The sequence below is a fragment of the Brevibacterium sp. HMSC07C04 genome (assembly GCF_001815905.1).
GTDB lineage: Bacteria > Actinomycetota > Actinomycetes > Actinomycetales > Brevibacteriaceae > Brevibacterium.
Map to the genome: position 1 here is coordinate 37,775 of NZ_KV823244.1, position 25,175 is coordinate 62,949.

The following is a 25,175-nucleotide window of genomic DNA, read 5'->3' on the forward strand; positions in this document are numbered from 1 at the left end:
CAGGTGCCGACGGCGGCATTCCGAGGGGAGGAAGGGCCATGGCGGGGCTGATAGTGCGCGATGACATCGACGAAGTCCGCAGCCGCGTGCGCATAGACGACGTTGTCGGCGAATATGTCACTCTGCGCAGCGCGGGCGTCGACTCGATGAAGGGCCTGTGCCCCTTCCACGACGAGAAGACCCCGTCTTTCCACGTCAGGCCCAGCTCTGGCTACTACCACTGCTTCGGCTGCGGGGAAAGCGGCGACGCCTATACGTTCCTGCAGAAAATGGACGGCTGCACCTTCACGGAAGCAGTCGAACGGCTGGCCGAACGGGCCGGCGTACAGCTGCGCTATGAAAAGGGCAGCGGACCGGACAGGCGCGAGGCGGGCCAGCGGGCCCGTCTGCTCGAAGCGCACAGAGAGGCCCAAGACTTCTTCCGGGCGAACATCCGCTCACCCGAAGCAGAAAAAGCGCGCCTCTACATGGCCGAGAGGGGCTTTGACGAAGAAGCGCTCACTTCCTTTGGTGTGGGCTATGCGCCGCGCGGCTGGGACAATCTCAGCAAGCACCTGCGCTCGCGGGGCTTCCTCGACAAAGAGCTGACTGCCGCAGGGCTTGCCGCAGAAGGCCGCCGAGGTGGAGTCTACGATCGCTTCCGAGGTCGGCTGATCTGGCCGATCCGCGATGTGACCGGCCGTGTGATCGGCTTTGGCGCGCGCAAGCTCTATGACGATGACGAAGGTCCGAAGTATCTCAACACCCCCGAAACTCCGCTCTATCGGAAGAATCAGGTTCTCTACGGCCTGGACCGGGCCAAGCGGGCAATCGCAAAGGAGGGCCGGGTGGTCGTCGTCGAAGGCTATACGGATGTCATGGCCGCCCACCTGGCGGGGATCGACTGTGCGATTGCCACCTGCGGTACGGCCTTTGGGGCGGAGCACACCAAGGTCATCCGCAGGCTGATGGGCGATGCCGCATCTAAAACAGGCGAAGTGATCTTCACCTTCGACGGCGACGAAGCCGGTCAGAAGGCAGCTCTTCGCGCATTCCGCGAAGACAGCGAATTCACTGCTGACACCTTCGTCGCGGTTGAGCGCTCGGGGCTCGACCCGGCGGACATCCGCCTGCGCAAGGGCGATGGTGCGCTGCGCGATCTCATTGACTCACGCCGACCGCTGTTTGAATTCGCACTGACCAAGGCAATCGCCGACTACGACCTCGACACCGTCGAAGGCCGCGTCAAGGCCCTGCGCGAAGCCGCGCCGATCGTCGCCTCGATCCGCGATCGCGGTATGCGCCCCGGCTATGAGCGGTGGCTCTCAGGCCGTCTGGGCATGACCTTTGACGAAGTTCGCGATGCCGTGCAGCGAGCCGGCACGGCGAACCGACAGGCCGCCCAACCGGGAAGAGACCGGGCCAACCGCAGCTGGGAGCAGCCAGTGGCTCGTGGGGGAGTGGGGCATACGAGTCACTATGCGAACCAGCAGCCCGGCCGCACGGAGGATCCGGGGCGGGCGCGGATTGCCAACGATGTTGAGTCCTATCAGCAGGAAATCGGCGGCACCGAGCAGGACTACACGGGTTTTCGCATTGAGCGCGGCGCGCTGCAGGTAGCTCTGCAGAAGCCCGATTTCATCAACGTCAAGCTGTTTGACCGGCTCAAACCGGAAGCGTTCAATGACGCTGGAAGCCGCGCTGTCTTCCAGGCCATGCAGGCGGCAGGCGGTATGGCGTGGGCAGTGCAGAACCCCCAGCACTGGCCGGAGCGCGTGATAGAAAACTGTGATGAACGGGCCAAGCAGATCGTGGCGGAACTGGTGGTGCGGCCCCTTCCGGCACAGAGGGAAGACGAGGTCGGGCGGTACTGCCGCTCCATTGTTGCCCGCCTTTTCGACAAGGACATTGTGCGCATTGCGGGACTGCTGCACTCGCAGCTTCTGCGCAGCGACCCAAATGACGGTGCGGCTTCTGCCAAACTGCTCGAACAGCTGCAGGTCCTTGAACGTCAGCGCGCCCGGCTGCGCCAGTACATGTGAAACAGCCCGCACACCCGTCAGGTCTAGGCGGTCCCTCAGTCCCGCTGTGCGCTGCCGCGTGCTGGGGCCTGCAGGCTTCAGCTGATGAGCCCGAGTTCGCGGGCTCTTTTCGCGGCGGCGGTCCGGTTGTCCACGCCGAGTTTGTCGAAAATGCGGCTGACGTGGGTTTTCACGGTTGCCAGAGAAATGAACAGCTCGCCGGCGATGTCGCTGTTGGTGCGTCCTGCTGCCAGCAGACGGACAATCTCAGTTTCTCGCTCAGACAGTTCGCTGTGCGCCACGCGAGTGCGCTGCATCAGGGCGGTCGCGGCAGCATCGGACATGACCGGTTGGCCCGCGGCTGCGCGGCGGATGCCGTCGAGCAGGGTATCCGCCGGGGAGTCCTTGAGCAGATAGCCTGCCGCACCGGCATCGACGGCCCGGTAGACCAGCGCCTGCGTGTCGAAAGTCGTCAGAATGAGCACCGGCGGGCCCTGCGGCAGCGCTTTGATCAGTTCAATGCCGTCACCGCCGGGCATCTGCAGGTCAGACACCACGAGGTCCACGTCGAAAGCGCGCAGACGGTTGAGCGCGTCTGAACCCGATTCAGCGACGTCGACAACATCAATGTCGTCCGCGCTGGAGATGACGGAGGCCAGGCCCGCGCGGACGACCGGGTGATCATCGACAAGAAGAACGCGTATCACCATGATTCCTCCTGCTGGGCCGGTGTGCTCCTCCACGTGGGCTGCTGTTCGCTCGGGGGCGCCGATGTGGCTGCCGGGCGGGCCAGCGAATCGCCTGTGATCGGCACGAATACGCTCACTTCGGTGCCGGAGCCGGGGGTTGAGCGCAGAGTCATCGAACCGCCCAGCTCTTCCGTGCGCTCACTGAGCGAATTGAGCCCGTAGCCGAAGTGCTTGCCGGCAAAGCCCCTGCCGTTGTCAACAACATCGAGGCTGACAGCCGAACCCCAGTAGTGCAGGGTCACGGACACATAGTCGGCCTCGGAATGCAGAAGGGCATTCGACAGAAGAGACTGCCCTGCCCGCGAGAAGAAATACTCCAGAGACGGCGCCAGGCCGATCTTTGTGCCTTCAGTAGAGAAGGCTGCCCGCAGGGGAGTCCCGATTGCCGATGCGGCGGCTTCGACAGTGGTGCAGGCTTCGGCGAGTTCCGCCTCGGCAGAGCTTCCGCCCAGTTCTTCGCCGGCGAGGAAGCCGCGGACGCTCGTGAGGCTCTGCGCGGCCGTGTTCTCAATTGTCCCCAGGTCGGCGTGCAGCGCCTGCGGTTCGCTTCGATTCTGACCGGCACGGGCAATGAGCACAATGGACAGCAGGCTCTGGGCAATCGTGTCGTGGAACTCCGCGGCGACTTTCTGCCGCTCGGCCAGTCGACCCTCCTGCTGCTGAGACAGGGCCAGCTTCGCCTGGGCGGCGCGCAGCTCTTCGAATGCGGCCCGTGTGCGCACGGCTTCGTCGACGAGCTTCGCGTACACCGCCGAGATGGTGACGGCCACGATCGCCCCGACGATTGGGCCGATGACAACGCCGGGAGTGAACACCGAGTTCAGAACGCTGCTGCAGGCGATGACGGTGATCATCCCCACAATGGCGGCGGCAGCAGCAATCGGCGGCCACGCGTAGATGACGAGGAAGAACAGGGGGAAGGACACCCACACGAAACTCTCACTGGAGAGCGTCAGTCCGGCCCATAGAACGAGGATGGAAGCAAGCCACCATGTGATCAGAGACCGAGGGTCGAAAGATGACTCTCCCTTGGCAAAGCGGATTTCGCTGAACGTCCCCACAAAGTACAGGCAGGCGGTGAACGCTGCTGTCAGAAGAATGCAGATGAGAGGCGCAAGCTGGGTCCGCTCGAGGAACGTGCGGACAATGCCGACACTCAGCAGAGCTGCGAAGCTCAAATGCAGAATAATGCGCAGCATCGAAAGAATGTGGGGAATAGAAGACTCTCGAGCCATGGCTCAAGAATACGGGAGCGGCATGTGAGCTGACCGGTGCGTGTGGGGCAGCGGGCTTTCAGTCCGGGCTTCGATATATGTGTGGCGGCAGAAATTGCAGTTGATGCAAGTTTGCAGTGACTGCATAATAGTGAGTGTGACTGAACAGGATTCGCTTCGCGTGCGCAAACAGAACGCCACTCGATCGGCGCTCCACGCTGCCGCCGTCGACCTCGTCTACGCAGAGTCCTTGGAAAAGGTGACCACCGCGCAGATTGCCCAGACCGCAGGCGTGTCACCGCGCACGTTCTTCAACTACTTCGAAACAAAAGAAGACGCCATCGTCGGCATCAGCGATCAGACCCTCAATCCGCAGCGGCTGGCTGAGTATGTGTCGGACTGCCCGCCGAAGGGCAGCCCGCTGGAGGACGTGTCGGCGGTGATGCGCTCGGTGTACAGCCGCATCGGCGGTGACGCGGTGGACAGAGACAAGCGCAAAGCGGTGCTGCGTCGCTATCCGATGCTGGTTCGGCGCAATGTGGAGATTGCCCGCGGCATTGAAATACATCTGGCCGAGCAGATAGCCGACCGTGTTGAAAGCCTCGGAGTGCAGCTGCCCGACGGTGACCGCACGGTTGTGGGGCGCATGATCATCCGCGTGTGCTCTGTGCCCCTGGCTCTTGCCTATCAGCTCAGCGGTGAGAGCCAGGAAGAATTCGACCGGGCGTTTGCCGACACGGTTGCACTGTGCGGACAGCTTTTGGAAAGGATGAAATGACCGACGACACTGCTGTAGCTGCCGCTGAAGATTCCGGCAGCGCAATCGGCGCCGATGCCGGTGAGGACTCTGCTGAGAGCATGTCGCGCGGTGCCGTGCTGTGGGTGTTTGTCGGCCTGCTCGTGGCGATGTTCATGTTCTCGCTGAACCAGACGGTTCTGGCAACGGCGCTGCCGACCATCGTGGGAGAACTCGACGGCTGGGACAGCATGCTGTGGGTCTCAACCGCGTTTATGCTCGCTTCAACCGCGACAATGCCGGCGTACGGCAAAATCGGCGACCTGTTCGGCCGCAAGCCGCTGTTCATCGTGGCGATTTCGGTTTTCATCCTGGGGTCCGTCATCGCCCTGTTCGCCGACTCGATGGCCATGCTGATCACCGGACGGGTTTTTCAGGGACTCGGCGGGGGAGGACTCATGACGCTTTCGCAGGCGATCATCGCAACGATCGTGCCGGCGCGCAGCCGCGGCAAGTACATGGGGATCATGGGCTCGGCCTTTGCCGTGTCGTCTGTTGCCGGGCCGCTGTTGGGCGGTTGGATCACCGAGGGCCCGGGGTGGCGGTGGGCTTTTGCCATCAACCTGCCCTTGGGTGCCCTGGCTCTTCTGACAGCTGTCTTCCTGCTGAAGCTCCCGCACCAAAAGGCGGCCCAGCGGCCCCACATTGACGGCGGCGGGATGATGCTCATCGTGGTCTTCACCACGTGCCTCGTGCTGCTGTCAGCCTGGGGCGGTCACCAGTACGCGTGGACGGATCCGGTCATCATCGGCTTGGGTGCTGCGTCATTGATCTCAGCGGCGGTCTTCGTGTTCGTCGAATGCAGAGTCACCGAGCCGATCGTGCCCATGTCCCTGTTCGCTGATCGCAATTTCACACTGTGCACGATCGCGGGTGTCTTCATCGGCGTGGCCATGTTCGGCGTCCTGTCGTATATGCCGACCTACCTGCAGATGGTGCACGGTGTCGAAGCAGCGCGTGCGGGACTGATGATGACCCCGATGATGGGCTGTGTGCTCATTGTGTCGACGTCAATCGGCTTTGTCGTTTCCCGCTGGGGCCGCTACAAGATCTATCCGATCATCGGTGCTGTCGTCATGGGAACAGCGCTGTTCTTCATGTCGCGCATGCACCCGGATGATCCCGCTGTCATTCCCATTGCCGAACTGGCAATGCTGGGTGCGGGAATCGGGCTGTCAATGCAGCTGCTGGTGTTGATTGTGCAGAACTCTTTTCCGGTGAGCATGGTCGGCACTGCAACAGCGTCGAATAACTTCTTCCGCCAGATCGGCGCGACCTTGGGCATGTCGGTCATCGGATCGGTGTTCACTGCCAGGCTCATGGCGAACCTCGCCGAATCCCTTCCCGTCAAGGCGAAGGGTGCGGCAGACGCTTCGGCTCAGCTGACTCCGGCAAAAGCGGCTGAACTTCCCGCACCCGTTCACGATGCGGTCATCGCGTCCTACAACGACGCTTTGGTGCCGATCTTCCTGTGGGTAGTTCCGCTGCTGGCCATTGCGGCGGTGATTCTGCTGTTCGTCAAAGAGATTCCACTGGCCACACGGGTCGGCCAGCAGGGGAAGACGCGCACCACCCTGGGCGACAGCGCAGAGGTGGGCTCCGCCTCGTCGGCTTCGGCAGGTGCGCACTAGCCGGAAGTCGGCGCGCACCCAGCCGAAATCGCCGACGGAACCCACGCCCTCAAACCCAGCCGAGGGAGCGCTCGACCGCCTGAGACCAGCGGGTCATCCGGGCCTGTGCCCAGTCGCGATCACGCTCGGGCTGGAACGTGCGGTCGGCTGACCACAGCTCGGTGAGTTCATCAAGATTCGAATAGAGGCCGCAGCCGAGTCCCGCTGCAAACGCAGCGCCCAAAGCAGTCGATTCCGAGGTGGAGGACCGGATGACCGGAGTGCCCAGGAGGTCTGCCTGGAACTGCATGAGCAGATCATTCAGACTCATACCGCCATCGGCGCGGATTTCGCTGATGTCGTAGCCCGAATCGGCCCGCATGGCGGCGAGCACTTCCGCAGTCTGATAGGCGGTTGACTCTAAGGCGGCTCGGGCAATGTGCCCGCGACCGGCAAAGCGGGTCAGCCCCACCAGAACACCCCGTGCATCGGGCCGCCAGTGCGGAGCCAGCAGACCGGAGAAAGCCGGAACCAGGTAGACATCGCCGTTGTCGCTGACAGAGCGAGCCAGCAATTCGATTTCATCCGAGGACTGCACCAGGCCCAAGTTGTCGCGCAGCCACTGGATGAGCGATCCCGCCACCGCAATAGAGCCTTCCAGCGCGTAGGTCAGCTGACTGCCTTCGTGACCGTAGGCGACGGTCGATACGAGTCCGCTGTCAGAACTCGGGATGTCGGTGCCGGTATTGGTCAGCAGAAAACCGCCCGTGCCGTAGGTGTTCTTGGTATCACCGGGACGGTAACAGCACTGGCCGAACGCGGCCGCCTGCTGGTCGCCCAGAACACCGGTGATCGGCGTGCCGCGCAGCAGCTGGCCCTCAGAGACCTCACCAAAGAAGCCCACCGACGGCTTGATCTCCGGCAGTATCACCCGCGGAATTCCTGTGAGCTCGAGCATCCTGTCGGACCACTGGCCGGTGCGCAGATCCATGAGCATGGTGCGCGAAGCGTTCGTGACGTCCGTTGCGTGCACTCCGCCGGTCAGATTCCAGATCAGCCACGAATCGATCGTGCCGAAGGCCAGTTCCCCAGCTTCGGCACGGGCTCGAAGACCGTCGTCCTCGCGCAGCATCCACATGAGCTTGACGGCTGAAAAATACGTGTTGACGGGCAGGCCCGTGATGGCGCGGCTTTCATCAGTGTGCTCGGTGAGCGTTTCGGCGATGTCGGTGCCCCGTCCGTCCTGCCAGACAATCGCCGGACCCACGGGAGCACCTGTCTGTCTGTCCCACAGGACCGTGGTTTCGCGCTGATTGGTGATTCCGACGGCGCGAATATCGTCCTTTGTGAGACGAGCGCGGCCCAAAGCCGCGCCGATCACCTGGCTGGAGGTCAGCCAGATCTCCTGGGCGTCGTGTTCGACCCAGCCGGGCTGCGGGAAGCTTTGGGTGAATTCGCTGGACGCAGAAGCGACCGTGCGGCCATCTTCGGAAAAGATGACCGCACGGGTGCTCGTCGTCCCCTCATCGAGGGCGAGCAGATACATGATCAGTCGTTGCCGGGCAGCGAAGGGGCCTGAACTCCGGCCATAACGGCGAGGCAGCGGACAACCTGCCAGGAGTAGCCGTACTCGTTGTCATACCAGATGTAGACGACAGCGCGGTCGCCGTCGACAATCGTGGCCAGACCGTCGACGATGCCGGCACGGTGAGAGCCCACGAAGTCAGTCGAGACGACTTCGGGACTTGCGATGTAGTCAATCTGGTTGCGCAATGGCGAATCCAGCGAAACATCGCGCAGGTGGGTGTTGAGTTCGTCCTTGGTGGTGGCCTTGTCCAGGTTGAGGTTGAGGATGGCCATCGAAACGTTCGGGGTGGGAACGCGGATGGCGTTGCCGGACAGTTTGCCCTCCAGTTCCGGCAGGGCCTTGGCTACGGCCTTTGCGGCACCGGTTTCGGTCAGAACCATGTTGAGGCCGGCTGCGCGGCCGCGGCGTGCTCCCTTGTGGAAGTTGTCGATGAGGTTCTGGTCGTTGGTGAACGCGTGCACGGTTTCCACGTGCCCGTTGCGGATGCCGAAGCTGTCGTTGATGACCTTCAGCGTGGGCGTGATGGCGTTGGTGGTGCACGATGCCGCCGACAGGATGGTGTCGGAGTCTTCAATGTCTGCGGTGTTGACGCCGTAGACGATGTTCTTGATATCGCCCTTGCCCGGTGCGGTGAGGATGACCTTGCTGACGCCCTTGGACTTCAGGTGCTGGTTGAGCCCAGCTTCGTCACGCCACACACCGGTGTTGTCGACGATGATGGCGTCGTTGATGCCGTAGGCGGTGTAGTCGACGCTTGCGGGGTCCGACGAGTAGATGACGTTGATGAGAACGCCGTTGGCCTGAATGGTGCTGTTTTCTTCGTCGACGACGATGTTGCCGTCGAATTTGCCGTGCACAGAGTCGCGACGCAGCAGCGAGGCGCGCTTGATGATGTCGTCGTCAGAGCCCTTGCGGACCACGATGGCGCGCAGGTTCAGCCCGTTGCCGCCTGCCTGCTGAACGAGGATGCGGGCCAGCAGACGGCCGATCCGCCCGAAGCCGTACAGCACGACGTCACGCGGAGCCGGCGACTTTCCGGCCTTGCCGACAGCGTCAGCCAGTTCGCCCCGGAGGTATTCTTCGAGGCTGCTGCTCTGTGCCTGAAAGCCGGAGGTCAGGCGGCCCAGATCGATGGTGCTTTCACCCAGATCGAGGGTTTCGAGGACGCCTGCGACTTCAGCTGCGGTGCTGAGGTCAAGTTCGACGCCGTTATTGTGGTGTCGCGCGTAGCGGGCGGCCTTGATGATGCCGTTGACCGATTTGTTCTGCAGAGTCCGACCGAAGATGGTCAGCTGTACGCGGTTGTTGCGGTAGAGGCGGCCGACAGCGGGAAGAAGCTGTTCGGCGGCTTCTGCTTTCGCATTCCATTCGCTCAGGCGCTTCTCGGTAAGCTCACTCACCCTGGGGGTTCCTTCCTTTGGCTGATAATCGGGATCATTCTACTGTGGAGGCGGCCCTATCGCCCAGTCGCCCGCAGGGCGGACGTGACGTCCCGCGCGGAATTTCGAAACGGATGGTTCGCCGTCAATCCAGTAGCGCCACGGAAAGACCGCCGGGTCGCCTCCTTGGCCGCCGACTCCCACGCGCGGGCCGTTTCTCACGAGGTGCCGGTCCGGCTGTTCGCTCCCCAAACGCAGGTGCCACTCACCGGGGCTGATGAGGTCTGCTCCGTCGTCGTCGCGGTCGGCTCCAAGCGCCTGTGCCAGATTGCCCGGGCCAGAAGCCAGCAGGCGGTGGGGGACCGGCGTGGACCGGCGGGCCATGCGGCGCTGCTGGGCAAGGTCTTCGCCCTCGAGAATTTCGCCGGAGCGGATGAGCACTCCCGTGCCACACCCTGCGCGGTCGGCAACGAGGTTGATGGAAAAGTGCATCCCGTAGATGAAATAGCAGTACAGGTGTCCGCCGGAGCGGAACATCGTCTGATTGCGCTCAGTCTTGCCGTTGAAGGCGTGGGAGCCGGGGTCGGCGCTTCCGACGTAGGCCTCGACCTCGGTGATGCGCAGTGCGACGGTGCCGTCTGCGTCGCTGTGGATGAGCACGCGGCCAAGAAGATCCGGCGCCAGGGAAAGCGCGGGGCGGAGGAAGAAGTCTTCCTCCGCCCGCAGACCGTGCGTGTTGATCAGCTCAGCGCTTTTCTTCGTAGCGTTTGAGGCCCAGAATGGTTGCCGCGACGATGCCCGTCCCGACGACCAGGGCGCCCAGGTGGGCAACAACCGACGGCGGTTCGATGTTCTCCCGCTGGGAGACGGTCTTCGGGTCTTCGCTCACTCGTCCGAACACGGGGGCTTCTGCGCTCGTTCCCATCCAGGCGGCAACTACCAGGATGATGCGGGCGAAGAGGTTCATCGACAGCATGATCGCAATGACCGGGCCGAACAGAGCAGCCGTTGGAGACCCGGAGAACAGCGAAATGAGCACGGTTGCCAGATTGAGCAGCACCGTCAGGGCAATCGCACCGAACAGCGAACCGAGCATGAGCGTGCGCTTGGGCAGCGGATGAGCCGGAATCGCCCAGAAGATGAACATGAACAGAACCCAGCCCAGGCCCAGTGTCAGCAGGATCGTGACGATGTTGAGCACTGGGGCCGCCCAGCCGGGCAGCTGGAACAGTTCGGCGATGAAGGACTGCAGACCGGTGCCGATCACGGTGCCTGCGATTGTCAGGCCCGTGAGGATGAGGATCCCGATGAGTGTTCCGATGTTCGTGATCACCCGAACGGGGAACGCCTGCTTGGGAATCTCACCCATATCGGCAGCCAGCTGAGCGCGGATGGCGTCTTTGAGGTTGCCGATGAATCCCTGTGCGGTGTAGAGCGCCGAGAGGATACCGACGATGCCGACGGCCTTCCAGTTGGAAATGAAGTTCGTCAGCATCTCGGCCATTTCGTCGCTTGAGCCAAGCGAGCTTTCGATGTAGTCGTTGACGGTTTCGACCGCTTCTGGACGGACGACGTCAAGGAAGAATCCGAGAGCAGAGAAGGCGAACATGAGGATCGGGATCATGGCGAGCACGAGGAAGTACGTGATCGCCGCACCGAACTGGTTGCCCAAGCGGGCCCCGAAGCGGGCCATCGCCCGAATGATGTGGGCGATGGCCGGACGGGCCGTCAGCGGGACCGAATATTCGTCTTCGCTTTTCTTGTCCGTCAGAAGCTGAGTCATAGGTTCCTAATCAGATCTCGAGGGTGTCGAATCGCACGCCCGGTGTTTCGCCCGAATCGTAGATGTCGAAGCGGGATCCGAGAATGAGGGGATCGGGTGCGGTTGCGATTTCTTCGTCCTTGCCAGGGTAGTCAAACTGGTTGAGCACGTGGCGGATCGCTTCGAGTCGGGCGCGCTTCTTGTCGTTCGATTTCACGACGGTCCACGGGGCTGCCGCGGTGTCAGTGTAGAAGAACATGGCGTCCTTGGCCTCGGTGTAGGAGTCCCACTTGTCGAGGCTTGCAAGGTCAGTCGGTGAGAGCTTCCACTGGCGGACCGGGTCGTTGCTGCGCGAAGCGAAGCGGTGCAGCTGCTCCTCCCGTCCCACGGAGAACCAGAACTTGACCAGTTTGATGCCGGAGTTCACGAGCATGTTCTCAAACTGCGGGGCCGAGCGGGTGAAGTCGAGGTACTCTTCCGGCGAGCAGTAGCCCATGACGCGCTCAACGCCGGCGCGGTTGTACCAGGACCTGTCGAACAGCACCATTTCACCGGCGGCCGGCAGGTGGTAGACGTAGCGCTGGAAGTACCACTGGGTCTGTTCGCGCTCCGTGGGCTTTTCGAGTGCGACGACCCGGGCGCCGCGGGGGTTGAGGTGCTCCATGAACCGCTTGATGGTTCCGCCCTTGCCTGCGGCGTCGCGGCCTTCGAAGATGATGACGAGCTTCTGCCCGCTTTCCTTGATCCAGGTCTGCAGCTTCAGCAGCTCAATCTGCAGGGCGCGCTTGGTGCGTTCGTATTCCTTGCGGCTGAGCTTTTCGTCGTACGGATAGTTGATCTTCCACGCGTCCGACTTGGGACCCTTGCGCTTTTCCAGGCTGTTGCGCAGCGAGCGGATCGAGTCGATTTCGTTGGCGAAGTCCGGTACGCCGTCTGGTGTGAGGGTGAACTCGGCGTCAGTGTCAGGCTTTGTGGTCTGTGTCTTGTCGGAGGCCGCAGCCTTGTCAGCTGCCCGTGCCGAAGATGCGGGCTTCTGCGCGGCTGCTGCGGATTCAGATTTCGCCGAAGTCTTGTCGGCGGCGTCTGCCGGTTTTTTGGCCGAGGTGGCGGAGGGTTTGCGGGAGGCGTCGTTTTGAGCGTTCATAGTTCTATCTTAGAGAATTCACAGGGTTCATGGAGCATCTGCTCGTGGAGCAGAAGCGTGTGTCTTGCCGCGTGATCTCAGCTGATCACCCGGCTGGTTTCTGCTGCGCGTAGATCTCGTCAATGGTTTCGGCGAAGTCGCGCGTGACCAGGTGGCGTTTGACTGACTGCTTGGCTGACAGGTAGTCGTTCTCCACGGTCAGTTCGACCGGCAGAATGCGGAAGGCGCGGATCGACTCGGCGCGCGAAACGGTTTTGTTTGCCCGGTCGATGGCCTTCTGGACTGCGTGCTGCACGCGTTCGTGCTTTGCGGCCTCTTCCAACGACATGTTCGGCAGGCCTTTGCTTTCAAGCCAGCCGGGCAGCATTTCCGAATCGAGGAAGATGAGCGCGGAAACGAACTTCTGTCCTTCGCCGATCACAACCGGCTGGCCCACAGCTGGGTGGCGCCGGATGATGTCCTCCATGGGAGCCGGAGCGACGTTCTTGCCTCCGGCGGTGACGATGAGCTCCTTTTTGCGGCCGGTGATGGTGATGAAGCCGTCTTCGTCAATTGACCCCATGTCGCCGGTGCGGAACCATCCGTCGACGAAGCTGTTCTTGGTGGCTTCGTCGTTGTGCAGGTAGTCCTTGAACACGCACAGTCCCTTGGCGAGGATTTCGCCGTCGGGAGCAAGTGCTACGGAGCAGCCCGGAAATGGGGTGCCGACCGTGCCGATGCGGCTGAGCCCCGGGGTGTTGACGCTGATGGGCGCGGTGGTCTCCGTTAAGCCGTAGCCTTCGAGAACGTCGATGCCGACTCCGGCGAAGAAGTGGCCCAGGCGGGTGCCCAGGGGGCCGCCGCCGGAAACTGCGTGGGCGGCCTGGCCTCCGAGGATCTTGCGCAGTTTGCTGTAGACGAGCTTGTCGAAAAGGGCGTGCTGCATTTTCAGGCCGAGTGGGACCTTGCCCTTGGACTTGGCTTCCGAATAGGCGACGGCGACGTTCTCCGCGGCGCTGAACACCTTGCCCTTGCCGGAGGTTTCGGCGTTCTGCAGCGCGGCGTTGAACACCTTTTCGAAGACTCGCGGCACACCCAGGATGAACGTGGGGCGGAACAGGCCGAGTGATTCGGTGAGTTTGGTCAGATCGGCTTCGTGCGCCAGCACTGCGCCCTGGATGATGCACGCCGTTTGGATGAAGCGGGCGAAGACGTGTGCCGTGGGCAGGAACAGCAGGCAGCGCGCTCCGGGGTAGAAGACTTCCGGGACGTGTGCGCGGGCTGCCTGTGTCGTCTGCACGAAATTGGCGTGGGTGAGTTCGCAGCCGCGGGGTTTGCCCGTGGTGCCCGACGTGTAGATGATCGTGGCGACATCAGCCTGCTGGATGGCCGAGCGGTGTGCGCTGAGCTCGTCGTCGCTGACCGACCGGCCTTCGGCGATGAGCTCTGTGCAGCCGCCGTCCCAGACGAAGACTTCGATGTTGTCTGCGGCCGCTTCGCGCAGGCGCTGCGCGTATTCGTCGTCTTGGGCAAGGGCGATTGTGACGCCGGCGTCTTCGAGGATCCAGGCGACCTGATCGCGGCTTGATGTGTCGTAGAACGGTACGGAAATGCCGCAGGCGAAGCTGATCGCGAAGTCCATGACGGTCCAGTAGTAGCTGGTGGGACCGAAGATGCCCACGCGTACGCCCGGGCCGACTCCGCGCTTCATGAGGCCCTTTGCGCGCGCCACGACGTCGGTGAAGAATTCACGTGCGCTGACTTCTTCTTCGCGTCCGCTCTCCAGGCGGCTGAGCAGATGCGCTTCGGGGTCGATTTCGACTCGGGCGGTCAGGGAATCGGGGATGGTCGACGTGGTGTCAAGCTCGAATTCCAGCGGCGTCGACGACATCGGCATCATCAGCGTCATGCAATCTCCTTCGAATGGTTATTGCCATCGTATTGGTCTCACGGCGCATGCGCACCTTGGCGGACATGTCGGACACGCTGAGCGTTTGTCTGTGCCTGTGCATAGAATTGGCCGCGACCCACAGTGTTCACCTGGAAGGACCCCGATGACGTCTACGTCGCCCAAGCCCGCTTCTTTTCGGTATGACGCGGCTCTTGCCGAAAAGATCGAAAAGAAGTGGCAGCGTCGGTGGCAGGAGCAGCAGACCTTCGCAGCTCCCAATCCCAAGGGTGATCTCGCAGAGTCGATCAACGGCTTCTCCGCAGAAGACCGCGAACCGGTCTACATCATGGACATGTTTCCGTATCCCTCCGGTGCCGGGCTGCACGTGGGCCACCCGCTGGGCTACGTGTCGACTGACACCTACGGCCGGTTCCTGCGCATGCGCGGCAAGAACGTCATGCACGCGCTGGGCTACGACGCCTTTGGGCTTCCAGCAGAACAGTATGCACTGCAGACGGGCCAACATCCGCGTGTGACGACCGATGCTGCGATTGCCAACATGCAGAAGCAGCTGTTCCGCATGGGCCTGGCACACGACCCTCGCCGTTCTTTCGCCACAACGGATCCCGCGTTCGTCAAGTGGACGCAGTGGATCTTCCTGCAGGTCTTCAATTCTTGGTACGACCCCGAAGCTGATGGGGGACGAGGCGCCGCTCGCCCGATCTCGGAGCTTGTGACCCAGTTCGAGCAGGGTCGTGACACCGGCCGGGGCCCGTGGTCAGAGCTGAGCTCGGCAGAACGTGAAGAGGTGCTGCAGGGATACCGCTTGGCCTATATTTCAGAGTCTCCTGTCAACTGGTGTCCGGGCCTGGGAACTGTGCTCGCAAACGAAGAGGTCACGGCCGAAGGCCTGTCGGAGCGCGGGAACTTCCCTGTGTACACGCGCAGTCTGCGGCAGTGGAACATGCGCATCACCGCCTATGCCGACCGTCTGGCCGACGATCTCGACAAGGTCGACTGGCCCGATGCGATCAAGGCCATGCAGCGCAACTGGATTGGCCGTTCGACCGGTGCCTTCCTGCGCTATGAGCCGCAGACCGAGGGCTTGGAGTGCATCGAGGTCTACACGTCGCGCGCCGACACGGTGTTTGGCGGAACGTTCCTCGTTCTTTCGCCGGAGCACCCGCTCGTTGAGTCATACACGGCCGACCAGTGGCCGGCGCAGACCCCCGACGCTTGGAAGGGCGGTAAGAGCACCCCGGCTGAGGCAGTAGAGGAATATCAGCGCTGGGCAGCTGGGCGCACCCCCGTGGAGCGCCAACAGGATAAGAACAAGACCGGTGTCTTCACCGGCACGTACTCGACGAACCCGGCAACGGGGCAGCTGATCCCGGTGTTCATCGCCGACTATGTGCTCATGGGCTACGGCACGGGCGCCGTCATGGGTGTTCCTGCTGAAGACCCCCGCGACTGGGACTTCGCGAAGGTGTTCGACCTGCCGTATATCCGCACGGTCCAGCCTGACGCCGAACACGACGAAGATTCCGCCTATCAGGGCGAAGGTGAGAAGATCAATTCAGCCAATGCTGAGATCGACGTCAACGGCCTGGAAGTGGAAGCCGCGAAAGCCGCTGTCGTCGAATGGCTGGCAGGTCAGGGCCTTGCTGAGGAAACCACGCAGTACCGTCTGCGCGACTGGCTTTTCTCCCGCCAGCGCTACTGGGGTGAGCCGTTCCCCATCGTCTATGACGAAGACGGTGTTCCGCACGCCCTGCCGGAAGAGCAGCTGCCCGTCGACCTGCCGGAAATGGACGACTTCTCTCCGCGCACCTTTGATGCTGACGACGCGGCTTCGGAACCCGAACCTCCGCTGGGTCGCAAAGAAGAGTGGGTCAATGTCACCCTCGACTTGGGCGATGGTCCCAAGCAGTACCGCCGTGAAACCAACACCATGCCCAACTGGGCGGGATCGTCGTGGTACCAGCTGCGCTACGCCGACCCGACAAATGATGACGCCGCTGTCGATCCGGTCAACGAGGCCTACTGGCTGGGGCCGACTGCCGAGCGCCCCGCCGGGGGTGCCGGTCTGTACGTCGGCGGTGTCGAACACGCTGTCCTGCACCTGCTCTACGCCCGCTTCTGGCACAAGGTTCTGTTCGACCTGGGACACATTTCGTCGTCCGAGCCGTTCCACCGCCTGGTCAACCAGGGGTATATCCAGGCCTATGCCTACACGGATGCGCGCGGGGTCTACGTGCCCGCGGCAGATGTCGAAGAGCGCACGGACGATGCCGGCGAAACCACCTACTGGTACGAAGGTGAGGAAGTCAGCCGCGAATACGGCAAGATGGGCAAATCGCTCAAGAACGTCGTCACACCGGACGAAATGTATGCGGCCTTCGGCGCTGACACTTTCCGAGTCTACGAAATGTCGATGGGCCCGCTGACCATGTCGCGCCCCTGGGAAACACGCGCTGTCGTCGGTTCGCAGCGTTTCCTGCAGCGGCTGTGGCGCCTGGTCGTGGATGAAGACTCCGGCGAACTGCTGGTCACTGACGACGCTGCGGACGAAGAGACCCTGCGCGCCATGCACACTGCGATCTCCGGTGTCACTGAAGACATGGAGAACATGCACTTCAACACCGCCGTGGCCAAACTCATTGTTCTCACCAACCACCTCACCAAGGCGGGCGAGGCGCCGCGGGAAGCCGTCGAAGCTCTCGTGCAGATGACGGGTCCCTTGGCGCCGCACATTGCTGAAGAACTGTGGGAGCGTTTGGGACACGAAGAAACCCTGGCCTACCGCGCATTCCCAGAAGCCGATGAGTGCTACCTCAAAGCTGAGACCGTGACCGCAGTGGTGCAGGTCAAGGGCAAGGTGCGCGACCGGCTTCAAGTTCCTGCTGACATCACGGAGGAAGAGCTTGAGAAGCTCGCCATCGAATCACCTGGAGCCCAGCGATCACTGGCAGGTGCTGGGCTTCGCCGCGTGATCGTCAAGGCTCCCAAGCTCGTCAATCTGGTGCCGGACGCCTAAGACTCCACCGGCTGCCTGTGACGCAGGCCGTCTGCTGTTGTGAAACTCACACCCGCAGACGGCCTGTTTGCGTGCTGACAAATTGGTGTGAATTCTTCTTCGGGCTACCGTTGTGCCCATGACTAGGCTTGCTGACAAAATCCGGGCTTCCCTGGCAGTGAAGTCGTCCATCGAACCGCGTGACGAAATCGCTGTGCGCGTGCAGTTCCTTGTCGACTACTGCCTGACAACGGGAGCTCGCGGCTTCGTGCTGGGGATTTCCGGCGGCCAAGACTCCACACTCGCCGGGCGCATGTGCCAGATGGCAGCCGAGAAGCTCCGTTCGCTCGGCGAAGAGGTTGCCTTCACCGCCGTGCGGCTGCCCTACCGCGTCCAGTCTGATCACGAAGACGTGCAGCTTGCCATGGACTTCATCCAGCCGGACAAAGACGTCGACTTCAACATCGGCAGCTGCGTCGACGCTCTGGCAGACGAATTCACTTCGGCCCTGGGTGAGCCGATGAGCGATTTCAATCGCGGCAACGTCAAAGCGCGCATCCGCATGGCCGCGCAGTACGCCATTGCCGGAGCATCCGGTCAGCTCGTTGTCGGCTCAGACCACGCCGCCGAAGCTGTCACCGGCTTCTATACGAAGTTCGGCGACGGGGGAGCGGACGTCATGCCGCTGTCCGGGCTGACCAAACGTCAGGGTCGGGCCCTTTTGGAAGAAATGGGAGCCCCCGCCCGCCTGTACGAAAAGACGCCGACGGCTGATCTTCTGGACGACGCCCCCGGACAGTCGGACGAAGAGGCACTCGGTGTGAGCTACCGGGAGATCGACACGTACCTCGAAGGCGGCGAGGTGCCCGAAGACGTTGCGATGAAGATCGAACAGCTCTTCATGCGCAGTCGACACAAGCGCACCGTGCCGGTGGCTCCGCACACCGACTGGTGGATCCGATGCTGAGTTCGGGTGCCGGGCGGCTCAGCTGAACAGCCGGAAGAACACCCATGCCCCGCCGCCGCAGAAGACAGCGGTGGCAGCGCAGTAGCTCACCGCAAGCACAGTTCGGCGGGTGATGAGCATCTGCACCGTCGATACCATCAGTGTTGAGAAGGTTGTGAAGCCGCCAAGGAAACCTGTTGAGACCACGGTGAGCGGCACCTCGTGCCCGGTCAGACAAGCCGCGGCGGCCCCCGCGGCACAGCTGCCGATGACATTGACCACGAAGATGCCCACCGGCCAGGCCGGTGAGCGAAACAGGCGTGAGAGAGCGGTATCGAGAAGAAAGCGCGCGGCGGCTCCGAGACCCCCGGCGCCGCACACGAGGGCGAAAACAGGCCCGCTCATGATGACCTTTCGAACCGGTTGCCAACCATGATTCCAACTGCGACTGCCACAAGCCCAGCCGTGGCTGACAGCAGCGGGTACACCGCGGACCCGGTCAGAAAGCTGTGCACAGCTATTGCGGACGTGCTTGAGAAAGCACCGGCCAAACCGGTGCCCAGCCCCAGGCGCAGGAGCGAGTGCGGTGCCAGCAGCGAAGGGCGAGCACAGATGAACGCGAGCAGACCACACGCCAGTGTGTTGGCAATCAGCACAGCCCAGTCAGCGTCGAACAGGATCCCCAAACCTGCGCGCGCAGCAGTGCCGACTGCACCGCCGAGGAACACTGCTGCGGTTCTGCTGAACAGTCCTGCAGCAGGTGGGATCCCGGCCGCCGACGCTGGGCGAGCAGAGCCGGGAGGATAGGCGGCCTGTCCAGCCGGACTCACAGGAGGTCAGCTTCGAGCACTGCCCGCTCAAAGGCCGCCCGCGCGCCCAACAGATTCTGGGAGAGGGTGTCGCCTGCGTTGGCCGCGGCAGCGAACTCACGCCATCCGCCTTCTCTGGTGTCGCCGGGAATGATCGACCGGACGCCGTCGGCTTCGGCAGTTTCAGACTTCAGCCAGGCGTGCAGATCGCGTGCGGCGCGGAAAACGTCCATAAAAGCGGTGTGCACGGCCGCATCGGCGAATGACTGCTTGGCTGACGAGCTGAGGAAGTCATCAAGCTGCGCGGCACCTTCGGCCGGAAGGTCCTGACCACGATTGATGCGGAGGTTTTCCATGAGCGGACTGTCCGCGGAGAAGACCTCGAGCAGCTTCTGTGCTGCGGGAGCGTCCGGTTGATCGTCTTCGGGCAGTGCCGCAGCGTAGTAGATGGTGTTTTCGACTTTGCGGGCTTCCGCGATCTCGGCATTGAGAGCATCAATGCGGTCCTGGGTGCGGGCCCATTCCAAGCTCATTCCGACAGTGCCGGCCAGAATCGCCAAACCGGTGAGCACAATGATGAGGCCGATGACAACACCGGCGGCACCTGGGAAGATGACAGCCGCGACGATTCCCACAACGACAAGGACAATACCGGTGACCGCAATGAGCAGCGCCGACAGGGAATTCACGAGAAAGTCGGTAAAACGCATCACACCGTCCACTTTAGTACGGCTGCCCGTGGGACTATGGGAAGCAGAACTGAACACCTGCGAGGAGAGGGTCAATTGACTCACATTTCGGTCATCGGCTGTGGTTATCTCGGCGCGGTGCACGCTGCCGCTATGGCTTCTGTCGGACACACCGTCATCGGCGTCGACACGGACACACAGAAGCTGCAGAAGCTGGAAAACTACCAGCCGCCGTTCTTCGAACCCGGCCTTGCTGAGCTTCTCGAGGCCGGACAAGCCGAACAGTCAGCTGGAAACGAAGGCGCGGACGGAACTTCGCAGCGCCTGTTGTTCACATCGGACATTTCACGTGCGGCCGAAGCCAGCGTCCACTTCATCTGCGTGGGCACGCCTCAGTCACAAGACAGCAATGCCGCTGATATGACCTATGTGAACTCCGCGATCAACGACCTCATGCCCCACCTCAAACCGGGTGACCTGGTGGTGGGTAAGTCGACCGTGCCGGTCGGTTCGGCAGCTGAACTGGCCAAGAAGGTCGCACCGACCGGGGCGAAGCTGGCCTGGAACCCCGAATTTCTGCGCGAAGGCCACGCGGTGGAAGACACTCTGCGGCCCGACAGGATCATCTACGGAGTAGAAAGCGGCAGCGAAGACGACCCCGCCGTGGCAATTCTCGATCAGGTGTACGCGCACAACCTGCGCGGTGGTGAGGCCGGTGCCGCTGGCGAGGTGGGTGTTGCCGGTGAGGCGGGGGCAGTGACCCCGCGGATCGTCATGGACTACCAGACAGCCGAGTTGGTCAAAACAGCTGCGAACTCCTTCCTGGCGACCAAGATTTCTTTCATCAACGCGATGGCGGAGCTGTGTGAAACCGCCGGCGGTGACGTTGCTGTGTTGGCGGACGCCATCGGCATGGACAAGCGCATTGGACGGCGCTTCCTCAACGCGGGGTTGGGCTTCGGCGGAGGCTGCCTGCCGAAGGACATCCGCGCCTTCATCGCCCGTGCCGACGAGCTCGGAGTCGAACAGGCCGTGAGCTTCCTGCGGGAGGTCGACAGCATCAACCTGCGCAGGCGCGCCCGCATGGTCGACCTGACACGCGAAGCACTCGGCGGAGACCTCTCCGGCAAGCGGATAGCGGTGCTGGGCATCGCGTTCAAACCCAACACCGACGATGTTCGGGACTCTCCCGCGCTCGATGTCGCTGAGCGCCTGGAACAGGCCGGTGCTCAGGTCGTCATCACCGATCCGGAAGCCATTGAGAACGCCCGCCGCCGTGATCCTGAACTGACTTACGCCCCAGACCTGACAGAAGCCCTCACCGGGGCTGACGGTGTTGTCCTGCTGACGGAATGGCCGCAGTACAAGAATCTCGACCCTGTGGCGGCGGGCGAACTCGTTGCGCAGAAGATCATCGTCGACGGCCGCAATGTCGTCGACCGCAGGGCATACCGCGAAGCCGGCTGGACGGTCCGCGGCCTGGGCAGGCAGGAATGAACTCTGCGGCAATGAGCTCTGCAGCAAGCCGCGAGTGCGGGACTGTGCTGTGATCGGACTGATTCTCGATTCAACCGTGCGGTTGAGCGATGCTGACCGTGAAGAGCTCGACCGCGCTTTCGCCGGTCGGGTGCACTCGGTCGATCTTACGGTCACGGTCGATGAAGCCGAGTTCCAGGATTCACAGCTGGATCCATCTGAGCTGTGCTCGCGTATGCGCGGCGGAAGCACCGTCCGGACCTCAATGCCCGCGGTCGAGGACTTCGCCGCAGCAATTCGCGAACAGCTGGACGGCGGAGCCGACGAGGTCATCATCATCACGCTGTCAGCGGAGATGTCCGGCACGTACAGGGCCGCCACAGCCGCTGCGGCGCAGGTTGCGCAGGAACGCGGGCTTGAGGCTGACGGCGGTGGGTCTGAGGGTACTGTCGGCATCCGTGTGATCGACTCCCAGACAGCCAGCGCAGGCTCCGTCGGCATCGCCCACTGGGCGGCCGCGAATGCACACTTGGGATTGACTGCTTGCGGCGATGCCTGCGAGAAAGCCGCCGCACAGTTCAGCGCAACCTACTTTGTCCCCGAAACACTGGAGTACCTGCACAGGGGAGGAAGAATCGGCGGCGCAGCGGCTCTGTTCGGACGCGCACTGAAGATCGTGCCCGTCTTGCAGGTGCACGAAGGTCGCGTAGAACCGGCCGCGCGAGTCCGCACCACCGCAAAGGCCGCCCGCCGCGCAGTCGACGAAGCAACCGCCGCCGTGGCCGAAATGCGGACGCGTGAAGGGGCGGAGAACCTGCGGGTGCAGGCGACCGTTCTGCACCCCGAAGGCACGGCCGATGAGGGCAGCGCGCTCTTCCGCGCCATTCTTCAGGCCGCACGCGCGCAGTGGGAGCACGTGGACACCGCGGTTCTGTCGACTGTTGTGACAGCCCATGTGGGCCCCGGGTCCGCCGGCATTGAAGTCCGGCTGGTGCCCTAGGGCGTGCCTGAAACCTCGGGGAGCACTTAGGCGCTACCCTCTGTGGATGATTCCACGCTGTCCACAGGCACCCAGCGGGGTGCGGTTCGGTGGGGTTGAATACGGTGCATGAAACGCTCACCAGAAGACAGGCTGGGCTCTCTGCGTGAGAGCTCCGCGCAGGGATGGCAACCCGAAGACGACGTCGACGACATTGCCGACCTGCTGCCGAAAAGCCGCCCGCTGCCGCGGCGTACGGTTATTGTGGCGCTTATGATCATCGTTCTCATCGCTCTGTGCGTTTTCGGCTATCTCAGGACACGGGGCAGCAGCCAACCGCAGGCGGCGGAAATCACGGCGGAGCCGACAGAACAGGCAACCGTGCAGGTGCACGTTGCCGGGGCCGTCAAGAAACCAGGTGTGGTTACGCTCAGCGGACAAGCCCGGGTTGTTGATGCGCTCGATGCCGTCGGCGGGACGAAGAAGAATGCAGACCTCACCCAGGTCAACCTCGCTAGGGTCGTCAAAGACGGCGAACAGATAGTTGTACCGGAGATCGCAGACGACTCCGGCCCCAACGGTCCGCAAGCACCGAGCGGGGCGACTGGTGGTGGCACCGGGGCGGCTTCTGGCAGCACAGCGACAGGTGCAGGGCAGAAGATCAACATCAATTCCGCCTCGGCAGCAGAACTTGAGAACCTTCCGGGCATCGGTCCTGTCACGGCGGCTGCGATTGTTGCGCACCGGGAGGAGAATGGGCCCTTCGCCTCGGTGGATGCGCTGACAGAAGTGTCAGGCATAGGGGAGGCGACCCTTGCGAAGATCAAACCGAACGCCACCGTCTGAGCACTTCTTTCGATATGGCCTGAAGTATCCCGTCACCTTTCGGCTGGTGGCAGCGGCCGCCGCAGTGTGGCTCTGTGCTGCGCTTCCCGGACCCGACTGGGCGATGATGGCGGCCGCCGGTGTTTTCACAGTCCTGTCCATCGGTCTGTGGGCATGGACGGAATCGACCCCAGGCGGTTCGAGCAGGGCACAGCGGCGGATCAGCCGTCAAAGGCGCGAAGCCGGCCGCGCGCAGGCAATCGCTTTGCTTGCCGTGACCTGCGTTGTCGTGGGACTGGCCGCTGTAGGGGTCAGCGCGGCGCGCGTGCTCGGCACCCCGGACGAAGGCACTGTGTCCGGGCGGGTGAAGATCTTCAGCGATCCGGTGCAGAGTGCCTCGGGTTGGTGGCGGGCGGCGGCGTCGACGGACGACGGCCCCGTCACCCTGCTTTCCCGCGAGGAGCTTCCCGAAGCCGGCAGTACTGCGCACGCGGACTTGTCATTGACGCGCGAAGCTTCGCAGGCGACAGGTTTTGTCAACTCGATGCGCGATGTGCGCGGACCCGTCGGAATGTGGCGCGTGCGAAGGGACGTACGACAGGAGTTTCATGCGGCAGTAGTAGGTGGGAGTGCGGGTGCGGGCCTCGTGCCGGGTCTGGTTCTCGGCGATCGCACCACAGCGGACGACGCGCTGCTGGAGGACATGAAGATCGCATCCCTGACCCATGTCTCAGCCGTGTCGGGCACGCATTTGGCGATTGTCGCGATGACCGCATTGTGGTTGGCGCGCTGGATCAGCCATCGCCCGCTGAGCGCAACTGCGGTGGCTGTGGTGCTCGTAGCCGGGTTTGTGTTCATTGTGGGTCCGGCCCCTTCTGTCATCCGTGCCGCCGGTATGGGCCTGGTAGGGGCCTATGCCGTGGTGCGCGGAACTGGCAAACGCAGTTTGGCCCTCATAGCGGCAGCGGTCATCGGTGTGCTCATCACCCGGCCGGAGCTGTCCAGCTCCATCGGCTTCACTCTGTCGGTGTGTGCTGCCGGGGCGCTGATTGTGCTCAGCCAGCCGATGACAACCGCACTGTGCAGGTGGATGCCTCCGTTTGCGGCGAACCTCCTGGCTGTTCCAGTCTGCGCTCAGCTGGGCGTGTTCCCGGTGCTGCTGACTATCGACAGCCAGCCGAGCCTGTGGTCAATACCGGCCAATGTCGTGGCTGTTCCCGCATTGGGGCCCATTGTCATCGGCGGTCTCGCAGTGCTGGTGTCAGGTGGACTGCACCTCCTGACCGGCTGGGCCGTATTCGGCTATTTCGCCGATGGTGTGGGTTGGCTGCTGCAGTGGCCGGCCCAGTGGATTGCACTGGTCTCGCACACGGCGGCTGGCCTGCCCGGAGCTGTGCTGCCGTGGGCTGCGGGAACACTGGGCATTGTTCTGGCTGTGGTGCTGGGTGTGTCAGTCGGTGTTGCTGTCATCGGCTTTCGCAAAGTTACTTTCCGCAGGCTCGCTGCGGCTGTCGCAGTCGGTGCGCTTGTGCTGGGAATGGGGCTGCCGCTGATCCACCGGCCCGCAGGCGATTGGACCGTCGCCTTCTGCGATGTGGGGCAGGGCAGTGCGACCGCGGTTCGGCTCAGTGCTGAGCACGCTCTGCTCGTTGATGCTGGGCCTGACGAGGCGAAGCTCGCCGACTGTCTGTCTGCTCTGGGGGTGCGGCAGACGAGCGTTATCATCAGCCACTTCGATGCCGACCACTATGCGGGGCTGCGGGCGGCCACAACCGGTGGGAGGACGGTGGCAGCCGTATGGGCATCGGCACCGAGTCTCGCCGATCCCAGAGCACGCGAAGTGCAGGCTCTGACGGGGCACGAGGTGCGCGGACTCACCGAAGGCATGGCGTTCTCATCGGGCGATGTGCGGTGGGAAGTGCTGTGGCCGCCGCCGGACATGGCAGAGCAGACTGACGGGCGAAATCAGATCTCAGCGGTCATCCAGATCGAAACGGCTGGAGTCTCTGTACTTGTGACGGGGGATGTCGAAGAGGACGGACAGAGAGCCATGGCCGCAGAAAGCGTCCAGGCAGACATTCTCACCGCACCCCACCACGGCTCTCGCTTCATTGATCCGAGCTTCTTCGCCCAGGTTGGCGCTTCGGCGGGAATCGTGTCGGTTGGTGCGAACAACCGCTACGGCCACCCAACACGGCAGGCGCTCGATGCCTTTGGCTCCGTGCCGGTTCTGCGCACAGACGAATGCGGCACCGTTGTACTGGACCGCGACGCTCAGCTCAGAGGGCTCGGCGGGTGCACTGGGTCTGTAAGCGGCTAGGCT

The 25,175-nt window shown here is 62.9% G+C and carries 20 protein-coding genes; 9 read left to right on the top strand and 11 right to left on the bottom strand.

Going from position 1 to position 25,175, the window contains the following annotated elements; genetic code table 11:
* Positions 1 to 38 precede the first annotated feature (38 nt).
* Complete coding sequence (gene dnaG / locus HMPREF3162_RS02485; RefSeq protein WP_070776821.1) at positions 39 to 2,021, top strand: DNA primase; 1,983 nt, start codon at positions 39 to 41, stop codon at positions 2,019 to 2,021.
* A gap of 77 nt (positions 2,022 to 2,098) precedes the next feature.
* Here the strand turns inward: dnaG and HMPREF3162_RS02490 are convergent, their stop codons facing one another.
* Together HMPREF3162_RS02490 and HMPREF3162_RS02495 are read right to left on the bottom strand one after the other, a co-directional pair.
* Entirely contained in the window at positions 2,099 to 2,710 is a 612-nt protein-coding gene (locus HMPREF3162_RS02490) for a response regulator (protein WP_070572412.1), read from the bottom strand.
* On the bottom strand, positions 2,704 to 3,984 hold the full coding sequence (locus HMPREF3162_RS02495; RefSeq protein WP_083304024.1) for a sensor histidine kinase: 1,281 nt from the start codon (positions 3,982 to 3,984) through the stop codon (positions 2,704 to 2,706). The genes HMPREF3162_RS02490 and HMPREF3162_RS02495 overlap by 7 nt, the downstream gene beginning before the upstream one ends.
* 136 nt (positions 3,985 to 4,120) lie before the next feature.
* Here HMPREF3162_RS02495 and HMPREF3162_RS02500 point away from each other — a divergent pair, with 136 nt between their 5' ends.
* The gene (locus tag HMPREF3162_RS02500; RefSeq protein ID WP_218079060.1) at positions 4,121 to 4,741 is read left to right on the top strand and encodes a TetR/AcrR family transcriptional regulator; all 621 of its coding nucleotides are present in this window, start codon (positions 4,121 to 4,123) and stop codon (positions 4,739 to 4,741) included.
* Positions 4,738 to 6,390 carry an MDR family MFS transporter gene (locus tag HMPREF3162_RS02505; protein ID WP_070572417.1) on the top strand — a complete coding sequence of 551 codons (1,653 nt, stop codon included), beginning with the start codon at positions 4,738 to 4,740 and terminating at the stop codon, positions 6,388 to 6,390. Before HMPREF3162_RS02500 ends, HMPREF3162_RS02505 begins: the two co-directional genes overlap by 4 nt.
* Positions 6,391 to 6,439: 49 nt before the next feature.
* Here HMPREF3162_RS02505 and glpK read toward each other — a convergent pair whose 3' ends face one another.
* From glpK to HMPREF3162_RS02535, 6 genes are all read right to left on the bottom strand, one after another.
* On the bottom strand, positions 6,440 to 7,915 hold the full coding sequence (glpK, locus tag HMPREF3162_RS02510) for a glycerol kinase GlpK (protein ID WP_070572419.1): 1,476 nt from the start codon (positions 7,913 to 7,915) through the stop codon (positions 6,440 to 6,442).
* Positions 7,916 to 7,917: 2 nt separating this feature from the next.
* Positions 7,918 to 9,357 (bottom strand): glyceraldehyde-3-phosphate dehydrogenase, encoded by a 1,440-nt coding sequence (locus HMPREF3162_RS02515; RefSeq protein ID WP_070572420.1) that lies wholly within the window; start codon positions 9,355 to 9,357, stop codon positions 7,918 to 7,920.
* A gap of 39 nt (positions 9,358 to 9,396) precedes the next feature.
* On the bottom strand, positions 9,397 to 10,080 hold the full coding sequence (locus HMPREF3162_RS02520; protein ID WP_141750128.1) for a DNA-3-methyladenine glycosylase: 684 nt from the start codon (positions 10,078 to 10,080) through the stop codon (positions 9,397 to 9,399).
* Position 10,081: 1 nt separating this feature from the next.
* Positions 10,082 to 11,119 (bottom strand): YhjD/YihY/BrkB family envelope integrity protein, encoded by a 1,038-nt coding sequence (locus tag HMPREF3162_RS02525; protein WP_070572422.1) that lies wholly within the window; start codon positions 11,117 to 11,119, stop codon positions 10,082 to 10,084.
* A 10-nt stretch (positions 11,120 to 11,129) separates the two neighbouring features.
* Positions 11,130 to 12,242, bottom strand: coding sequence for a polyphosphate kinase 2 (gene ppk2 / locus HMPREF3162_RS02530; protein WP_070572424.1), 1,113 nt, complete (start codon positions 12,240 to 12,242; stop codon positions 11,130 to 11,132).
* 85 nt (positions 12,243 to 12,327) lie between these two features.
* Positions 12,328 to 14,130, bottom strand: a complete 1,803-nt coding sequence (locus HMPREF3162_RS02535) for an AMP-dependent synthetase/ligase (RefSeq protein WP_070776822.1) — start codon at positions 14,128 to 14,130, stop codon at positions 12,328 to 12,330.
* Positions 14,131 to 14,275: 145 nt separating this feature from the next.
* Between HMPREF3162_RS02535 and leuS the strand changes: the two genes are divergently transcribed.
* Together leuS and nadE are read left to right on the top strand one after the other, a co-directional pair.
* Positions 14,276 to 17,149 (top strand): leucine--tRNA ligase, encoded by a 2,874-nt coding sequence (gene leuS, locus HMPREF3162_RS02540; RefSeq protein ID WP_070776823.1) that lies wholly within the window; start codon positions 14,276 to 14,278, stop codon positions 17,147 to 17,149.
* A 118-nt stretch (positions 17,150 to 17,267) separates the two neighbouring features.
* A complete protein-coding gene (gene nadE, locus HMPREF3162_RS02545; RefSeq protein WP_070572430.1) occupies positions 17,268 to 18,095 on the top strand; it encodes an ammonia-dependent NAD(+) synthetase in 828 nt (275 codons plus the stop codon).
* Positions 18,096 to 18,113: 18 nt separating this feature from the next.
* Here the strand turns inward: nadE and HMPREF3162_RS02550 are convergent, their stop codons facing one another.
* The 3 genes from HMPREF3162_RS02550 to HMPREF3162_RS02560 are packed head-to-tail and all read right to left on the bottom strand — an operon-like array spanning position 18,114 to position 19,596.
* Positions 18,114 to 18,479 (bottom strand): fluoride efflux transporter FluC, encoded by a 366-nt coding sequence (locus tag HMPREF3162_RS02550; protein WP_070572432.1) that lies wholly within the window; start codon positions 18,477 to 18,479, stop codon positions 18,114 to 18,116.
* A complete protein-coding gene (locus HMPREF3162_RS02555; RefSeq protein ID WP_141750120.1) occupies positions 18,476 to 18,904 on the bottom strand; it encodes a CrcB family protein in 429 nt (142 codons plus the stop codon). Before HMPREF3162_RS02555 ends, HMPREF3162_RS02550 begins: the two co-directional genes overlap by 4 nt.
* Positions 18,901 to 19,596, bottom strand: a complete 696-nt coding sequence (locus HMPREF3162_RS02560; protein ID WP_141750121.1) for a hypothetical protein — start codon at positions 19,594 to 19,596, stop codon at positions 18,901 to 18,903. The genes HMPREF3162_RS02555 and HMPREF3162_RS02560 overlap by 4 nt, the downstream gene beginning before the upstream one ends.
* A 72-nt stretch (positions 19,597 to 19,668) precedes the next feature.
* Here HMPREF3162_RS02560 and HMPREF3162_RS02565 point away from each other — a divergent pair, with 72 nt between their 5' ends.
* The 4 genes from HMPREF3162_RS02565 (at position 19,669) to HMPREF3162_RS02580 (ending at position 25,172) form a co-directional block, all read left to right on the top strand.
* Positions 19,669 to 21,069, top strand: coding sequence for a UDP-glucose dehydrogenase family protein (locus HMPREF3162_RS02565; RefSeq protein WP_083304026.1), 1,401 nt, complete (start codon positions 19,669 to 19,671; stop codon positions 21,067 to 21,069).
* Positions 21,070 to 21,118: 49 nt separating this feature from the next.
* Entirely contained in the window at positions 21,119 to 22,048 is a 930-nt protein-coding gene (locus HMPREF3162_RS02570) for a DegV family protein (protein WP_176747331.1), read from the top strand.
* A gap of 108 nt (positions 22,049 to 22,156) precedes the next feature.
* Positions 22,157 to 22,873, top strand: a complete 717-nt coding sequence (locus HMPREF3162_RS02575) for a helix-hairpin-helix domain-containing protein (RefSeq protein ID WP_070572442.1) — start codon at positions 22,157 to 22,159, stop codon at positions 22,871 to 22,873.
* Positions 22,874 to 22,919: 46 nt separating this feature from the next.
* Positions 22,920 to 25,172 (top strand): ComEC/Rec2 family competence protein, encoded by a 2,253-nt coding sequence (locus HMPREF3162_RS02580; RefSeq protein ID WP_070776825.1) that lies wholly within the window; start codon positions 22,920 to 22,922, stop codon positions 25,170 to 25,172.
* Positions 25,173 to 25,175 lie beyond the last annotated feature (3 nt).